This is a genomic window from Pseudomonas sp. LBUM1678, from assembly GCF_059695575.1.
In genome coordinates this window covers 1,620,709-1,637,961 of record NZ_CP166775.1, presented here as the reverse complement: position 1 = coordinate 1,637,961, position 17,253 = coordinate 1,620,709, and the positions used below count along the sequence as shown (strand labels likewise).

At 56.2% G+C, this 17,253-nt stretch carries 6 protein-coding genes and 1 pseudogene; 1 reads left to right on the top strand and 6 read right to left on the bottom strand.

The genetic code is table 11. The features are described 5' to 3' along the window. Nucleotides 1-263 precede the first annotated feature (263 nt). Nucleotides 264-500 (bottom strand): hypothetical protein, encoded by a 237-nt coding sequence (locus ACA070_RS07350; RefSeq protein WP_497450624.1) that lies wholly within the window; start codon nucleotides 498-500, stop codon nucleotides 264-266. Nucleotides 501-626: 126 nt separating this feature from the next. On the opposite strand from ACA070_RS07350, the pseudogene ACA070_RS07345 reads away from it, so the two are divergent. Next, nucleotides 627-1,274 (top strand): annotated as a pseudogene (locus ACA070_RS07345) (DUF899 domain-containing protein); the annotation flags it as partial. 6 nt (nucleotides 1,275-1,280) lie between these two features. Here the strand turns inward: ACA070_RS07345 and ACA070_RS07340 are convergent. From ACA070_RS07340 to ACA070_RS07320, 5 genes are all read right to left on the bottom strand, one after another. Further along, nucleotides 1,281-1,460, bottom strand: a complete 180-nt coding sequence (locus ACA070_RS07340; RefSeq protein ID WP_497450623.1) for a hypothetical protein — start codon at nucleotides 1,458-1,460, stop codon at nucleotides 1,281-1,283. Nucleotides 1,461-1,700: 240 nt separating this feature from the next. Continuing rightward, the gene (locus ACA070_RS07335) at nucleotides 1,701-2,159 is read right to left on the bottom strand and encodes a hypothetical protein (RefSeq protein WP_497450622.1); all 459 of its coding nucleotides are present in this window, start codon (nucleotides 2,157-2,159) and stop codon (nucleotides 1,701-1,703) included. 571 nt (nucleotides 2,160-2,730) lie between these two features. After that, nucleotides 2,731-3,132 (bottom strand): hypothetical protein, encoded by a 402-nt coding sequence (locus tag ACA070_RS07330; protein ID WP_497450621.1) that lies wholly within the window; start codon nucleotides 3,130-3,132, stop codon nucleotides 2,731-2,733. 24 nt (nucleotides 3,133-3,156) lie between these two features. Further along, nucleotides 3,157-3,957: an immunity 49 family protein gene (locus ACA070_RS07325; RefSeq protein ID WP_497450620.1), complete on the bottom strand. Its 801-nt coding sequence runs from the start codon at nucleotides 3,955-3,957 to the stop codon at nucleotides 3,157-3,159. Nucleotides 3,958-3,968: 11 nt separating this feature from the next. Next, nucleotides 3,969-17,243 (bottom strand): hemagglutinin repeat-containing protein, encoded by a 13,275-nt coding sequence (locus tag ACA070_RS07320; protein WP_497450619.1) that lies wholly within the window; start codon nucleotides 17,241-17,243, stop codon nucleotides 3,969-3,971. Between the last annotated feature and the right edge of the window lie 10 nt (nucleotides 17,244-17,253).

Genomic DNA, 17,253 nt, shown 5'->3' with positions numbered 1-17,253 from the left:
ACTAGCAGAAGAGCAAGAGGGGACGATTTATTTTCTAGTGTTAGCCAAAACAAATAAATCCGTCCCCTTTTCTTTTTTCCAGACTCCTTTGTTCAAGTTGCCGTCCATGGGAACCAGGTTAATTTTTTCGCCTGGTCGGAGCAAAAGGGGACAGATTTATTTTCCCAGTTTTTCCTGGCCCCCGCCAATGCCAGATAAGGCGCAGGGCCAAGCTATCCAACTCGACAAACTGAAAAGAACGTCCATTTTTTGTTTCCAAATTCTCAGGAAGCCCATTGCGTTTTATCAGGGAAGCTTCCATTTTTCCAAAGGCGGGCCAACTTCATACCAGCTCTTTGCGACCATGCCCCGTTAACATCCAGAGGACATTCTCTCAACACGCGAATAGCTTCACCATTTTTCTCTAGCTGTATCAACCCAACTTCCAAATTCCGGCCGAACGTGTACACAACATACTCTTCAGTTTCTGCCACCTTATCCATCTCTATATAAAATGCCATACAACCCTTCTTAGTTACCTAATGGACTTGGGTATCTAATCTGAATAAAAGGGGACAGATTTATTTTCCGGCCACACAGCAAAATAAATAAATCTGTCCCCTTTTCACTCAGTCCCCTTTTCACTCAAAGAACGAGACAAACTCAGCGCCGAACGCCGCGCCCTGCCTTGGGTGAAAATCGACAAGGACTACCACTTCCAAGGCGCCGACGGCGAACTGAAACTCGCCGACCTGTTCGGCGGCCGCAGCCAATTGGTCATCTACCACTTCATGTTCGCCGCCGGATGGGACGAAGGCTGCCCCGGCTGCTCGTTCCTGTCCGACCACATCGACGGCGCCAACCAGCACCTGGCCCACCATGACGTCGCCGTGGTGGCGGTTTCCCACGCACCGTTTGCCGAATTCCAGGCCTTCAAACGGCGCATGGGCTGGAAATTCGACAGGGTGTCGTCAGAAGGCTGCGATTTCAACTACGACTTCGGCGTCACCGCCCGAGCCGAAGACGTCGCTGCCGGCAAAGCCACCTACAACTACGAAAAATCCGACGGCGCCGAAGAAGAACTCCCCGGCCTCAGTGTGTTTTATCGCAACGAGGCCGGCGACATCTTTCACACCTATTCCACTTATGCCCGAGGCCTCGACATGTTGGTCGGGGCCTATAACTACCTCGACCTCATGCCCAAGGGGCGCAATGAAGAGCAGATCATGGAATGGGTGAAGCATCACGACAAATACGAAGACAAGACGTCGTCCAGCTGCTGCCATGGGGGATAGGGCGCGCTAAAACACATAACAACTTTCAGGCCGCTGGGTCTCGAACCGCCACGACCGGATCACGCCATCGGCCGTGGTGTACACCGAATAATTGCAATCGAACAGCCAGTTGAAGTAGTAGCGATGCCCGTCGCCCTCGACCACTTGCTGATAGCGGTGTTCGTGATTGTTCGGGGACCACAACATGAGCCGACAGCGAACATCGCAAGGGGTGTTTTCGAGGTCGGGTATTGGTTGTCCTACCAAGCGGTTGGCGCTGTCGATCCACACTGAGCGAGAAGGTCCGCAGGCTGATAGTGACAGGGCTAGCACCATCAATAATAATTTTGGAAACATGTCCGATCCTTGGGCATAAAGGGTTTTCTGGTCTTAGCCAAACAAATAAACCCGTCACCTTTTCTTCGTTTCCTTCGATACATCCACACATCAATAGACGTTATTGTAGTCATACATATATTCTTCATATTCTTCAAGAGCCCAAATATGACCATCTAGCCGATCAACCATTAGAACTCCTCCAGCTTTTTTCTCTGCATTGCTGACAGGTATCAAACTAAAAGACCAAAACATTGGTGGGTTCAGCGTTTGATCTCTGCTACTGACTTCCTGACCATGATTTCCCGCATGATTTCTTGCTACCTCGCAAGCAACCTCAAACGAGATGGAGCCATTTCGATACCCCACAGGGATACTAAAACACGGGATGTTTTCTTGCCGCAGAGCAGACACAATCGATATAAGTTTTAACCGACTAATATTCACAAACAAAAAACCATGAAAGAGTTTTCCATCTTCGCAAGAAAAACCCTTATCAAACAAATGCACAATTTGAAGCTTAGAAGCTTTGACCGGGCGACACAAATACAAATCACATTGCTTCACCATATGATCTACTCCCTATGTTCGGACCAGATAATAAATCCGCAGCCTTTTATTACTTAGTCATTTTTTTGGTCAGCGGCAAAAACTCGTCGTATTAGAAACATATGGATCGATTCCAGCCTGTACCAACTGTTTTTGTAAAGCAAACAACATATTCATAGCGGATTCGTTACTCAGCGAAGCTTCTTGGACCTCCTGCTCTGATATCTCATCTTCGCGCATAACTATCTGATGTGAACCGGCATCGTAACGTACAAAAAATCGGTCATCGAGAGTCCATATTTCCATATCGTCAAGCTTAAGTATTAGCCTATTCATAAGTTGCCTTTTATCGGAGATACTAGAAACAGCATAGTCGCCTGGCTGCAACAACGATTAAAAAGCGACTAGCCAGACAACATAAATCCGTCCCCCCTTTTACATCGGATACGGTTAGTGCCCCGGCGCTCAGGATTCTTGCCGTCGGCGACCGCTTTATTGGTACTGGAGACGATCGCCCGGCCAAGTCAGTGTTGCTGGTGACTTCAACTTGAAATACTCAACGCGTTCTTGTCGGCGGTGGCGGTTCTCGCAATCACACTGCAACGCGAATCATCGTTATTTCTTGAGAACTACTGTTCATGCAGATCACCCACGCCAGCAAAGATCCCCGGCCAATTGCGATTTCGATTTTCGAAGAATATTCAACACTTTCAGAATCAAGTTTCAGGCATTGGACCAGGGCTTTAAACCAAGATATCGAATATTGCAAGTGCGGACCTAACGACGAACTATCTAACTGCAACCCACCTTCATCATCAAAAATTTTCAACCCAAGAAACAACTTAACCTCCCCATCGACCTCGACGAAGCCCAACTGATCGTTATTGTAGTCCCCCCCATATCTACCTGGAATCAATACAGCGCCATGTCTTTGCAATAAGGACTCAAATAACCGACTTCGAATTATCGCTTGCTCCGACTGATTATTCATCATAAAGACCCCAAGACAATTAGTGACTCATTTCAGGAAACTGTAAATTGGATTGTAATTACCCAAGGAGTTAACCGGAAGCCACTCTATCGGTATGTAAGGCGTTTCAACTCGTACTTCATAGCCATGGCGCCAGGCAATTTTTGCGTAAATTACACCAAATGTAGAAATCAGACCTTCGGAAAATCCACTTTCAATATCGAGCCTTTTCTTTATCGAAACTGGTGAGGTCAACTCTATCAAGGCGGACTCCATCCCCGATTGATCTCCGCTCGCAAGCGCCATAAAGAAATCATTATCCTGCATAAATATTTTTTTCGGCCCTTTTGGCGGTTTGGCATTCATCTGCAAGCACCGCTCGGCCACTTGAGAAAAATCTCCTTTGACTGCCAGGATTATTTGGTAGGCTAAAAAATCTGCAGTCGTCGTCGACTGAATTCTTTTTTCATCGATAATTTCAGCACAGTTACAAAACCAATCGATGAGCGAGGTATTATCGGAGACGAGCGCCCTCATGAAATCAAGTGTTTTTGGAAGCAAATTCATCTTATCGCTTTGGAGCATGAACTGGTATTTATGCAGGCATTCAGAAACATAAAACCAATTTTTCATATCCTCAAGATTGGCGCTTTCAAACCACGCAAGTATTCCTTTTGCGAAAGCGTGCGACGAAAGTCTCCCCGCACATGCAACAGGATTACCTAGACTCTTTTCAATATAGGTCGTTAACTCTTCCACATCAAATCCACCATCCAGATGGGATTTTGTGTGCTCCAATCTATCTTTAGCCCTAGCCTTCCCAGGGCCATAGCTTTCAAATAAATTCACCCCCTGCCACCTCACTTCAATTTCGCCATTATTAATTGACCTGTACTACGATCCACACCCACAAGCCCCTTGATCAAGCTGCCATTTTTGGTAGCGTTATCAATTGCTTTAAAAGCATCAGAATTCTTGTCTAGTTTATTCAGCACTTTTTCGATCCAGGCGTCTGACATCTGTACGATATCATCCGCCCCTTTGCTTAATGACACACCACCATTTATTTGCTTCGAGTCCAAAACGACTACCGATTTACCGTCGGCACTGAGATACACATGATCAAATCCGTTATTACTACCATATTTTCCACCCTCTAAAGCCTGCAATCCTTGACGTCGAGCCACCGACTCAACCAATTCTTCGGTGAGAGCACCAGAGCGGTCAACACCCAAAGTGATTTGCGCTGCTAGCGTTTTTTCAGTCGCTGTCAAATCGGTAATAGCATAGCTGCCCGTATTGAGTTTCGTTGCGCTGACATAGCCTCCCACTGTTGGCTCGATCGCCGCCAGTTCAGTGATCGCAGAAACCCCGGAATTAATAGGCTGAGGCTTAGGCGCCCCTCCCCCGCCGGAATCCATCCCGCCGTTGGCAGCATCCAGGTTTTTCGTAGTCTTGATTTCCAGCTCGGCAACTCGCTCGCCAAGTTCAGCACCGTCCTTGACGAGCATTTTACTCAAGGTTTTGCTAGATACCTCAATCCCTACTTTTGCCAGGGTCAGTCCTGCTTTAGCCGCCCCACCGACACCGGTCACCACGCTCCCAACGGTGTAGATCAACAGGCCTAGATCACGACCCAACTGGACCGCTTGAGCATTCCCACCGGTTTCAAGCGCCAACTTCATCCGGTCAATGCTGGCCAATAGGCTATCCGTCGCCGCATCACCTAACTTGGCGCGTACAGCCGGATCATTGACTGCTGAAGCGAGTCCCTGCAAACCATCGATGGGATGAGCCAAGAATTGCGCCAAGCCTTCAATATCTTGCAGGCCACCCTCAGATAGACCCTGCCTGACGCCGACAGCCGTGAGTACATCCTGCTTGGCCGAGGTACCTGCCCACTTGGCATAGACTTGCAATTGAGTTAACAGTCCCTCGCTCTTAGCCTCTTCCAACTCCTTTTGCATCTGTACAATTTGCTGCGTCGCCAACCAGTTGTTATCGACGTTCGCCGTGGCCGCGTTGTTCGCAGTAGCAGCACCGTTCGGATTGCTCATGGCGGCAATGCCGGTCACCAGGCTGGTGATGATGTTTCGCTTTGCTTCGCGCTCCACAGCGGTTTCGTTCGGATCAGCATCAGCGAACAGCCCCGCCAGCACGCTGGCGGCAGAACCACCCAAGGCGCCAGCCGAGCAGCTCTGGCTACTGGCCGCCGCGCCGGCACAACCGAGAATCGCATGGAGTGCCGCGTGTTCAGGGCTGCCTTCCTTCAAACCTTTTTTCACCAGTTCGCCGATGTATGCCGAGCCTTGCTGCTGTACGTAGTTGACCACCATGTTTTGCGCGAACTGGGCACCGCTACCGGCCACATTGCCGCTGATACCCGCGACCAGAGCTGTAGCAATTTGCCGATAAGTGCCTCCCGCGCCCCAGTTTTCTTCGACTTCCCTGATCTGCTGCTTGAGCGCCTGATAATTATTGAGGTGTTTGAGTGAATCGGCCTCAGACAATCCCGAAGTATTAAAAAGCGCCTTTTCCTTCTCGGCCTGCTTCTTCAACTGGTCGACTTCTCGCGCTTTACTCTCGATGAGCTGCGAAACGTTCTGCACAAACTTGCCGACAATCTCAAAATCCACACCGATTTCTTCTGCATCGAAGATCGGTTTGAGTTTGTTACTGCCATCACGCTCGCTGGAGACATCGGTATTGATCGCGGCAATTGCCTGCTCGGCCGTCTGACCGGTCAACTCCTGTTGCTTGACGGTATTGGTGATGGTGACCGCTGCGCTGCTGATCCCGCTGTGGGTGGTGCTGCTGGAGTTGCCGCTGGCGAACAGAACGATTGGCGTTGTCGCGCTCACGCCATCCTTGCTGGCAACGACGGGGCCACCTCGGTTGGCCGTGGCGCTGGCATTACCGTTTGCATCACGGCCCATGTCGCCTCCATAACCACCACTAAGGTTGATGCTGCTGGCGTCGTACTCAGCCTTGTTTTTGACATCGGAGCTGGTCAGTGTCCCGGTGCTCAGGGTGTTCTTGCCGTCGGCCACCGCTTTGTCGGTACTGGCGATTATCGCCCCGACCAGATCGGTATTCCCGGTGACTTCAACCTGGAAGCCGCCATCGCCAGCCTTGATCCCCGATTGTTCGCTGACGCTGGCGTAATCGCTTTGCATGTGTTGCTGGGCGACACCACCGCTGATACTGCTGTTGCCGACGCAGAACGGTGGAATGCACAGGCTAACCCCTACGTTGGCGCTCGACTGTTTCGATTCGTATGTGCTGGTGTCCTGCAAACTCTCGATGTTGAGGTCGCCGCCCACCTTGACCTTGACCGTTTCACCGCTGACAACCCCGCCTTTGATATTGGTATCGCCACCACTTTGCAGGCTCAGCGTATGGCCGGACTTGATCGATGAATTGGTCTGGGTGACGTCATCGCCATCAGCGCTGCCGCGCCCTTTGTTAGCGGCGAGTTCAAAAGTGATGCCATTGCTTTCACCAAAACCGAAACCGATGCCGGCGCTCCAACCACTGTTACTGTTGGTGCTTTCCTGGTGCGCCGTGTTCTGCGCGGACAGCACGTTGATCTCACCATCGGCTTTGAGGGAGACATCGCCACCGCCTTCGATCCGGCTGCCGACCACATTGATGTCGCTGTCGGCACCGGTTCCAGTGGAGACGATGTTGATGTTGCCTCCGGCAATGACCCCGCTGCCTACAACGTTACGACCGCTCTGACTGCTGTTCATGTTGCTTTGGGTATTGCTGAGGTTGACGCTGACCTTCACTCCGGCCTTAGGGTCCTGAACCATTGATTTACCGGCGTCCATCGCCTGATCAGCACTCATCGCCGCATTCACCGCAGCCAACGCGACCATCCGGTCGTCACTGGTTTTCTGTGCCGCGTCGCCCATTTGCTGAATGCCACGCAAGGCATCGAGCAGAGGGATACTCACGGAGCCACCAACGGCCGTTCGGCTGGTGCTGGCCGTTTTGGTCGACTCCATCGTGTCGAAACCGGCCTCGATATCTACATGCTTGGCGGTAATGCTGATATCACCCTGTGGCGCGACCAATTGACTGGCCGTCTGGGTGTAGTGATCACCTGCCGTCAGGCTGATGTTGCCGCCCAACGATGCGATCTGGCTGCCCGATTGGCGGGTGGCGGTATATTCATCAGCTTCCTTCTGCTTGACGATTCCCGTCGCACCCTGCCACCAGGAGCCGATTTCCCCGACTTTCTTGCTGCCGGAAGAAGAGCTAGCGCTTTCGGTATTTTCTGCGCTGGTGATTTCCAGATCACGAGCGGCATTGATAGTGATGTTCTTGTCAGCGACCAGCGTACTGCCCTCAATGACAGTGTCACGACCACTCTTGATTTGAATGCTGCCGCCACTGATATCAGTGCCGATGCTTTGGGTTGAGGTGGATTGCCCCTCTTGCGATTTTTGCGACGAGGACAGCAAGCCCGTGAACGTTGCGCTGGTCTTGCTGGAGCTTTTCGATTGAGTGGAGGTTTGAGTTTCCTCGCCCGCACCAATCAGCACATCGTTACCCGCGGTGAGTTTCACCGCTTCTTCGGCACGCAACGCAGCAGCCGTCAGCGAGATGTCGTTGTCGGCTTTCAGTTCGATGTTTTTTCCGACCAGCTCAGTGCTGTTCAGGCGGGTCTGCGTGACTTCCGAACTGCTGGACTTGCTGGAAGACCAACCTTTTTTGGATGAGGCGCTGGCCTCACTCGCATAGTCTTCGGCGGCATCAAGATTGATATCCCGGCCAGCGGTGGCGAGCAACGTTCCGTCGCTGCTCAGCTTGGCGCCGGTGGCGTTGAAATCCTGTCCGGCCGAGATGACCAGTTTGTTCGTAGCCGAGACACTTGAGCTGACAGATACATCCGCTTCGCTCTCAGTCATCGTCGACTTTTTCTTGCCGAATGAACCCTTCTTGGTTTTCGAATAGTAGGAGTAGTCGACGTTGTCTGCTGTCTCCATGTTCACGTCATCGCCGGCGTACAGATAGGCTTCATCCCCCGCACTCACCCGGCTGGCAATCAGGTCCAGATCCTTGCCCGCGCTGAGGGTGATGTTGCCCCCTGCATTTACGGTCGTAGACACCTGACTGACATGATCTTCCTGACTGACAAATTTCTTGTTCGCGCCGTAGGCATGCTGTTCATCCGCCGCAGAAGCCAGTGTCAAATCACCGACCGCGCTCATGTTCACATCGCGCTTGGCGTCGATCTGGCTGGCTATAACGGTAAGGTCGCGCCCGGCATTGACTTTCAGGCTCTGCCCCACATCCACTTCTGAGCCGTATTGGGTAACGGTTTCATTGCGATGCAGTCCCCGCTCGCTGCTGACAACCTGTTCAGCGGAGACAAGGTTGACGTCACGACCGGCGTTGATCGTGGTGTCGGCGCCGCTTTTCAGCACGCCACCGGTGTTGTTGATATCGCGACCGGCATTGAGGGTCAGGGCATTGGCGGCTTCGATACGGGCGGCGCTGTTGACGAAATCCTTGCGCTCGTTGATGTTGCCCGTGCCACTTTCATGGGTGGTGACGCTACGCTCGTTGATGACATCGCCGCGGGTGGCGGTGAGGGTGACGTCACGGCCCGCGATGATGCCGCCGGCCTTGTTGACGAGGTTGTTCCCCGCCAGCAGGTCGAGGCGATTGCCGGCCTCCACCAGGCCGCTAGTGACCAGGTCGTTGCCGGCGGTGGCGGACAGGTTGTTCGAGGCGCGCAATGTCCCGGCGTTGTTCAAGTCCTGACCGGCGATCAGGGTCACATCGCGGCCCTGGATCAGGGCACCGTTGGCGGCGAGGCGGTTGTTGGCGTTGGCCAGGTACAGCACCGGTACCAGCACTTGCTCGCCGTTCACCACGGCGTTTTCCATCCAGACAATATCGTGGGTCAGGGCCACGACTTGCTCAGAAGTAAGGGAGACGCCTAATGCAAGGTTGAGCTCGTTTTTGCTGGCGATGGCGTTGTTCATCAGGTACTTGAACAGCGCCTCATCGGAGGTCTGACCATCGATAAAGCGCTGACCGGTACGCGCCACGACCGCTTGCTGTATCAAGCGCTGTTCATAGAGGCCATCACCCAATCGCTTGGCGCTGTTGTCCGGGTCGTAACCGAGGTTGGACAGCAGGTAATCCGAGCTCATGAATTGCTTGAGGTCGGTGAGTACCGGGTTGGTTTCGATCAAGTATTTGTGCGGCTTGGACTGGCTGCTGGCCGGCAAACCTTGCACGCGATTGACCGTCAATGCCGTTGCACGTCCCGGTAGTGCGGCATTGGTCGAGTCGGCAAGCGGTGTGCTGACATCTATTGCGCTGGCCCCTGCAAACACGTTGGGTGCTTGACGATCAACCGGGTTCAGGTCAGCGGTGGTCGCTGAAACCTGAGCGTTGCCGGCCAGTTGAATATCCCGAGCCTTGGCATCAGGCAATGGTTGCTGACGCTGGATCGGGCTGACGGTGGCACCGCTCATCGTCCAGCTCTGCGGACCGCTGGCCACCGGGGTGCTGCTGTCTTGCCCGCTCAAGCGGAACAAGCCGTTCTGGCCCGTGGGCAGGCTGAAACCGGGAAGCGCCAACGGGTTGACTTGTTGCTGCGCCAGGTTGGGCGGGAGTTGCGCGTTGATGTAGATCGGCGTCGAGTAAGCGCTGCCTGCTCCGGTGTCGGCTTTGCTACGACCCGCCGCGACATAGGCGTAGTACGGACGCACCACGCTATTATTGATGTTCTGTGAGGCGTTGAGGGTTACGTTCCCGCCAGCCTGGATGATTGCATCCAGAGACTCACCATTGATGACGCGAGTGTTGGCGGGCAGTGTTTCTCCCATCCATTTCAGAAAATTACTCATGTCCTGTTCGACCGTGGCCGAAGGAGTCGGGTTGTTTCGTTGGGTGAAGATGTCAGCCATTCTGATGGCCGAGGCTGTTTCATTGACCCAGCTCACGTACCTTCGAGTGGACAGGATTTCCTGCTCTTGCAGACCTTTGTTGTTGATCGTCGAAGCCGTGATCGCCAAATCACCAGAGGCCGTAACGTTGCTGCTGATGTTGTTCACTTCTCCTGCGTTAATTGTCAGGTCCGCGCCGCTGTTGATCGAGGCAGCTTCAGAATGAAGCGTGACCTTCAAACGATCGGTTTCTGCAATTTCCCAAAGACCGTTTATGCGGCCACCGCCACGACTGTCACATCCATACGAGATCAGTGCGCACGGCAGAGAGGTGATAGTGGCGGCACTTTTCTCATGTTCCGTGTACTGCAAGACATCCATGACGTTGTTAACCGTCGTGGCTGCAATCGTCAGATCGCCCGTGCTATCAATCCCTGCGGACCTGTTGTCCAGCAGATCAGCCTTGGTCCCGTTTTTGTCCCGTGCAATGAGCGTGCTGCCCAGGCTGTAGACCTGTCCGTAGCTGTTAGTGAAGCTGGGGCTCAGGAGCTGCATGTCGCCGCCGCTGAAGATCAGCCCACGATTGTTGACTAACGTGCCAGTAGTGACCGTCAGCTTTTGAGCACCGGCCAGCGTTCCGAAGTTATTGATCCCGCCTGAGTTGACCGTCAGGTTGGCTGCAGATGTCAGCCGCCCGCCATTATCCAGTTGCCCACTGACATTGAGCGTGGTGTCGCCACCGCCGGCAATGCTCGACGTAGCGCTATTGAGGCTCACTTGCGCGGCGTTCAAACCAAGGGCTCCTTGGCTGCTGAGACGCCCGCCGCCCCAGTACGCACCGCTCAATCCAACATTCAGGCTCCCATCACTGGCAATCAGGCCTTCGTTGAACCAATTGACGCCGGTCCCGACGAGGCTGTCGGAAGCCAGCAACTGGCCGCTTGCGGTCTGGGTGAAGTTGTTGACGTTGACGGTCAGGCGCCCGGCCTGGATGACATTGCTGTTACTCCAGGTGTCGGCGTTAAGCGTCAAACCGCCACGAGTAACGATGGTGCCACCGGCACCAGTAACGTTCGCGGTGGAAATGTCGAAGGTGCCGCTGCCCACGTGCAGCAGGCTGCCGCCACCGTTGAGGAAACTGCCCACCGCCATGCCCAGATCGGTGTTGGCGCTTTCGAGAATGCCATTGCGGTTGTCGAACTGGCCGCCAATCTGGAAGCTGGTTTTACCGCCGGTGCCCAGGGCGCGCAGTTGACCGGTCTGGTTGTCGAGGCTGGCGACCTTGATCGCCAGGGTGCTGTCGCTCTCGATGATGCCCAGGCGGTTGTTCAGGGCGCCGGTGAGGTTGAGGTCGATTTGTTGACCGGCGATTTGCCCGCCGTTGTCGCCGCCGTTGTCAAAATTGCTGCCCGTGACATTGATCTTGCCTTTGGCATACAGACCGCCGTTGCGGTTGTCGAAGTTGCCGGTGGCGATAACCGCGTCACCGCTTTGCGCAGAAAGGCGCCCGCCATAGTTGTCGATCCCCAGGGCGGTCAGGTTCAGGCGTTGGGCCTGGGTGATGCCGCCCTGACGATTGTTATTCAGGTCATAGCCGTTTTTCAGCACGCCGGTCAGGTGAGCGGTGAACGCGGCTTGCAGGCTGGAGAGTACGCCACCCCGGTTATCGAGATTGCCGGCAGTGATGTTCAGGTCACCGGCCTTGGCGACGATCCGGCCGCTTTGGTTGTCGATATCGCCGTCCGTCTTGAGGCTCAGCGCGCTGCCACTTTGCAGGGTGCCCTTGGCGTTGGCGAGGCTGGCGGCCTGGATTTTCAGGTCGCCATTCTGGCTGTAGATCAGGCCGTCGGCGCTGTTCTGAACGGCGCCCGGCGTGGTGATGGTCAGCAAGTTGTTGGCCGCGACGGTGCCGCGATTGCGGTTGTCCAGGCCACCGGTGAGCAGCGTCATCAAGCCTTGGCTGGCGAGTTGGCCGCCCTGGTTATTGATCTGGGTGGTGCGCTGGATCAGCAGCGAGCCGCCGCTGGCCAGTTTGCCATTGGTGTTGGTCAGGGCACCGAGCAGATCCACGGTGACCGCGGCGTTGCCGGCCAGATTGCCACCGGTGTTATCCAGCGTGCTGCCGGTGAAACTCAGGGCCTGTTCTGCGTTGACGGTGCCGCTGGCGTTGCCCAGGGTCATGGCCTGCATGGCCAGGGTTGCGCCACTGGAAATCAAACCGCCTTGGGCGTTGTTCAACAGACCACTGAGGGTCAGGGTCTGGGCACCGGCACTGGAGAGGATGCCAGTGCTGCTGTTATCCAGGTTCGCCGCGTTGACACTCAGGTTCCCCAGGCTGACCAGCGCGCCGTTTGCGCTGTTGAGCAGGTCACCGCTGACCGTGACGGCCATGTCACCGGGAACGTTTATGCCGGTGTCGACATGACCACTCGACAGCGTGCCTTTGTTGCGGTTATCCAGGCTGTTGCTGGTCAGGCTCAGGCCTTTCCAGCCGGAGATCAGGCCGCCCTGGTTGTTCACGGTATCGGCGTTTACCGTCAGCAGGTTTTTGCTGATCAGTCGGCCGCTGCCGTTATCCAGCGCACGGGTTTTCAGGTCGATACTCTGGCTGCTGGAAATTTCGCCGCTGCGGTTATTCAGGTCACGCAGGTGCTGGATGCTCAGGGCACCGGTCGTGGTGATCAGCCCGCCACCGCTGTTGTTCAGGTCACCGGTGGCTGCGCCAAAATCGATGGCAATCGCGCTGCCCAGCAACGAACCGTTCTGGTTGTTGATACCGCTGCTGTTGATGGTCAGACCGGTGGTGCCGTTGATCAGCCCCAGGTCCTGGTTTTTCAATTGTCCGTCGAGGTTCAGGTCGAGACTGGCGAGACTGGTCAAGGTGCCGCCGCTGTTGTCCAGGCTGGCCGCTTTGACGTCGAGCGCTGCGGCGGCAATCATGCCTTTGATGCTGGTCAGCGCCTGCTCGATGCGCAGGGTCAGGCTTTGATTGCTCAGCACCTTGCCGGTGCTGTTGTCCAGGCTGCGCGCTGTCAGTGTGAAGGCCTGGGCGCTGGAGATTTCACCGTCGCCGGTGTTGTTGACGTCCGCCAGGTTCTTGAGCATCAGCAAGGGCGCGCTGATCAACCCGTTTTGATTGTTCAACTGGCCGTGGTTCAGGTCCAGTTCGAGGGACGTGTTGCTGAACAACTGCCCGCCTTGCTGATCCAGACCGGTGACACTGGCGGTCAGCGCACCGGAACTGGCGATACGACCGTTGTCCTGGTTGGTCAGTTGTGTGGCTGTGAGGCCAAGGCTGGCACCGCTGTTCAAGCGTCCATCGTGGCTGTTATCGAGCGACCCGGTGTTGACGACGACTGCGCCTTTGCCGCTGATGCTGCCCTTGTTGCGGTTGTCGAGGCTGGCGCTTTTAAGCGTGAGGCCGGCGTCCGTCACAATCTCGCCGCCCTGGTTGAGCACCACGCCTGTGGTGGTCAGCGTCAACGGCCCAGCCGCGGACACACTGCCGAGGGTATTGGTCAGGCTGGAGGCCGTGACACCCAACGATCCTTCGGCACTCAGCACACCCTGGCTGTTGTTCAGATCACCCGTGAGATCGACCTTCAGGTTTTTCTGGCTCAACAGAGTGCCGCCGCTGTTGTCCAGTTCGCGGCCGGTCAATGTCAGGTCAGTCTTGCCGGACAGCAAGCCTTTGGCGCGGTTGATTACCTGATCCACCGTCAAGGACAGCGCACCTTCGGCGAACACCTGGCCGCCATCGCTGTTGTTCAGACTGTTACCGATCACGGTGACGTGTGACTTGCTCGACAACTCACCACCGCGGTTGTCGATGGACCCGACGTTCAATTGCAGCGCATTGTTCGCGCCGACGAGACCGCCGTTACGGTTGTCGAGTTGTGTGCCCGTCAACGTCAGGCCACCGGTAGCGATCAGTTGACCGCCCTGGTTGGTGACGGTCGCGACATTGACCGTGACATCGGTTTTACCGGCGGTCTGGCCACGAGTGTTGTCCAGGTTGTCGGCGCTGATGTGCACATCACCGTCGGCGATCAGCGTGCCGTCCTGATTGACGAGCTGACCGGTTACCGTCAACCCAAGGGTGCCGCGACTGCTGATCAGCCCGCCGCTGTTGTCCAGGCGCGCGCTGTGTACGTCCACGGTCTGGGCAGACATCAAGCCTTTGACGCTGGCAAGCAGTTGATCGATGCGCAGGGTCAGGCCCTGGTTGCTGATCAACTTGCCGTTGCTGTTGTCCAGGTTGCGAGCGGTCAGTGTGAAGGCCTGGGCGCTGGAGATTTCACCGCCTTGGTTGTTGACGTCCTGGAGGTTTTTCAGCATCAGCAACGGCGCGTTGATCAGGCCGTTCTGGTTGTTCAGTTGCCCGTTATTCAAGTCCAGGCTCAGGGAGCTTTTGCTGAACAGTTGACCGCCCTGTTGATCGAAACCGGTGACACTGGCGGTCAACGCCTTTTCGCTGGCGATCCGGCTGCCAACACCATTGCTGACCTGAGTCGCGGTCAGGTCGAGGGTGTCGCCGCTGATCAAGCGACCGCCCTGGGTGTTATCGAACGCGCCGGTTGTTACGGTGGTCGCGCTTTTGCTGCTGAGCAGACCGTTCTGGGTATTGTTCAGGCTCTGGCTTTTCAGGGTCAGGCCGCTGTCGGTGGTGACGGAACCACCCTGGTTGATCAAGGCGCCGGTCGTGGTCACTGCCAACGTGCCGGCGCTCGACAGGCTACCGCGGGTGTTGTCGAGACTGGCGGCATTGACCGTCAATGTGCCTTCGCTGCTGATCAACCCATCGATAGAGCTCAAGGCGTTGTCGAGACGGATATCCAGCCCAGACTGCGCGACGAGGCTACCGCCGTTGTTGTCCAGGCTCTGGCCCGCAACTTTGGTGATGCCCTTCCCGAACAGCAGCCCCTTGGTCTGGTTGATGATCTGCGCCACTTTCAGGCCCAGTTCGGTCCCGGCCAGAATCTTGCCGTTGTCGCTGTTATTCAGGCGCAGGCCCTGCAGACTCACATCAACGGCGCTGGAGATTTCACCGCCACGGTTGTCCATTTCATCGACATTGAGTTTCAGCGCTTTTGTCGCGCCTACCAGACCGCCGTTGCGGTTATCGAGGCCCTTGCCGTTGAGCGTCAGCATCCCTTGGGCGACCAGTTCACCGCCCTGGTTGGTGAACTGCGCAACGTTTGCCGTCAGATCGGTTTTGCTGGAGATGCGGCCGCTGCTGTTGTCGACGCTGACCGCGTCCAGACGCACCGGACCTGCAGCACTGAGCAAGCCACCGCGGTTGTCCAAATGAGTGCCGTTGAAGTTGATAGCCGCCTGACTGTTGAGCAGGCCTTGCTGGCGATTATCGAGTTGCCCGACTGTCAGTTGCAGGTCGTTGCCGGCGCGCACTTTGCCGGTGCGGTTGTCCAGAGCATCGCTGCGCAGGGTAAAACGATCCTTGCCGGTCAGGCTGCCATTACGGTTGTCGAGGCTGCCGGTTTGCAGGTCGAGCGCACCTTTGGCGCTCAGATCACCGTTCTGGTTGTCGAACAAACCCGTGATGCGCGCGGTCAGGCTGCCATCGCTGACCAGGCCGCCGCCATGACTATTGTCCAGGCTGGCCGCGTAGATACTCACGCTCTGCCCCGAACCCAGTACACCATTGCGGTTATTCAAGGCACCGATCAGGCCGATGTTCAGCGCAACGTCACCCGTCACCTGACCGTCACTGTTGTCCAGCGTTGTGGCAGAAACGCTGGTATTGCCCGCGCTTGAGACTTCGCCATTGTTGTTGTTCAAGTGCCCAAGGGTGGCGGTGAGGTTGCCGTTGCTGGTGATCACACCTTGGGTGTTGAGAACCTGAGTACCGCTCAAAGACACCGCGCCGCTGCCCTGCACTCGGCCATTGTTCCGGTTGTCCAGGGTGCCGGCGTAGATGTTGGTAGCTTGTTGAGCGCTAAGCGTGCCGCCCTGGTTACTCAATGTCTGTGCGGTATTGATCGACAGGTTGCGGCTGGCAACCACGCTTTTGCCGGTGTTGTTGAGGTTTTGTGCGATCAGACTTACATCGCCATTGGCGTTGCGACTGTTATCGGCATTGACCCCTGCCTCGATGATGCCGTTGTTGGTCAACTGGCCTCCGGCGCTCAGGACAATGCCGTCCCGGGCCGCGAGGGTTTGCTGGTTGGTCAGGTCGCCTTGGGTTTGCACGTTGGCGGAACTGCCGGCATAGACCGGTCCCTGGGCGTCGAGGCTGGCGGCTTTGACGTTCACCGCGCCGGCGGCAGCGGTCTGCGCCAGGCTCAGATGGCCATTGGCGTCGATCTGGATATCACCGCCACTGGCCGCCAGGTTGCCGGCCAGTTTCACCCCGACCCCAGCCTCGGTACCGACCAGTTTGATCGCCCCGGCGTACATCCCGCCCAGCGCCGACGAGTCGATGGCCAGTTGTGGTTTGGCGCTGCCGTCATCGGCTCGCGCGGTGGCGTTGAGGCTCTGTGCATTGACGTCGTTGCGACCGGCCACAATCGTCAGGTTCTTCGCCTGAATCTCGGCGTTGATCTTCGCGCTGCGGGTGATGATTTCGAAGCTGTCGACGTTGTTGGCGTTGAGCCCGGCGCCGTCGATGGAGACGCTGCCTTGATCGACCTGATAGCGATCCACACGCCCGTTGTCGAGCACCGGTTTGCCGGTGGTCAACGTCACACGCGGCGTGTTGATGAAACCGCAGCCGTTGCAGCTGATGCCGTACGGGTTGGCGACGATCACCCGCGCCGACTGCCCCGCCACTTCCGTGTAACCACGCAACTGGCTCGGGCTGCCGCCGACCACTTCGTTGAGGATGGTTTGCGCGGCGACCCTGTTGGTGAGGTTGGGGTTTCCGACGATGATGCCGCCCAATTGCGTCGCACCGGTCTGGTTGGCGACGTTATTGAGGATGACGCCTTGGGTGCCGACGTTGTAATCGTGGAACTGGTTATGCGACAGGCCGGTGCCATTGGGCGTGGCGATATTGACGATCGGCACGCCATTGCCCGCCTGACCGAGACTGGTGCCCGGCGAGGCCACGACGATCCCTTCCGCCTGCGCCCACATCGGTTGCCAGAACATTACGTTGGCCAACAGGAACGCCACTCCCCGCTTGGGCATGCCCCAGAAGTGCTCGCGGGTTTTCACGGCGGCAGAAGGTTGGCGAGCGAGAAAGGCGTACTGGCGAACGTCCATGTGGTAGGTC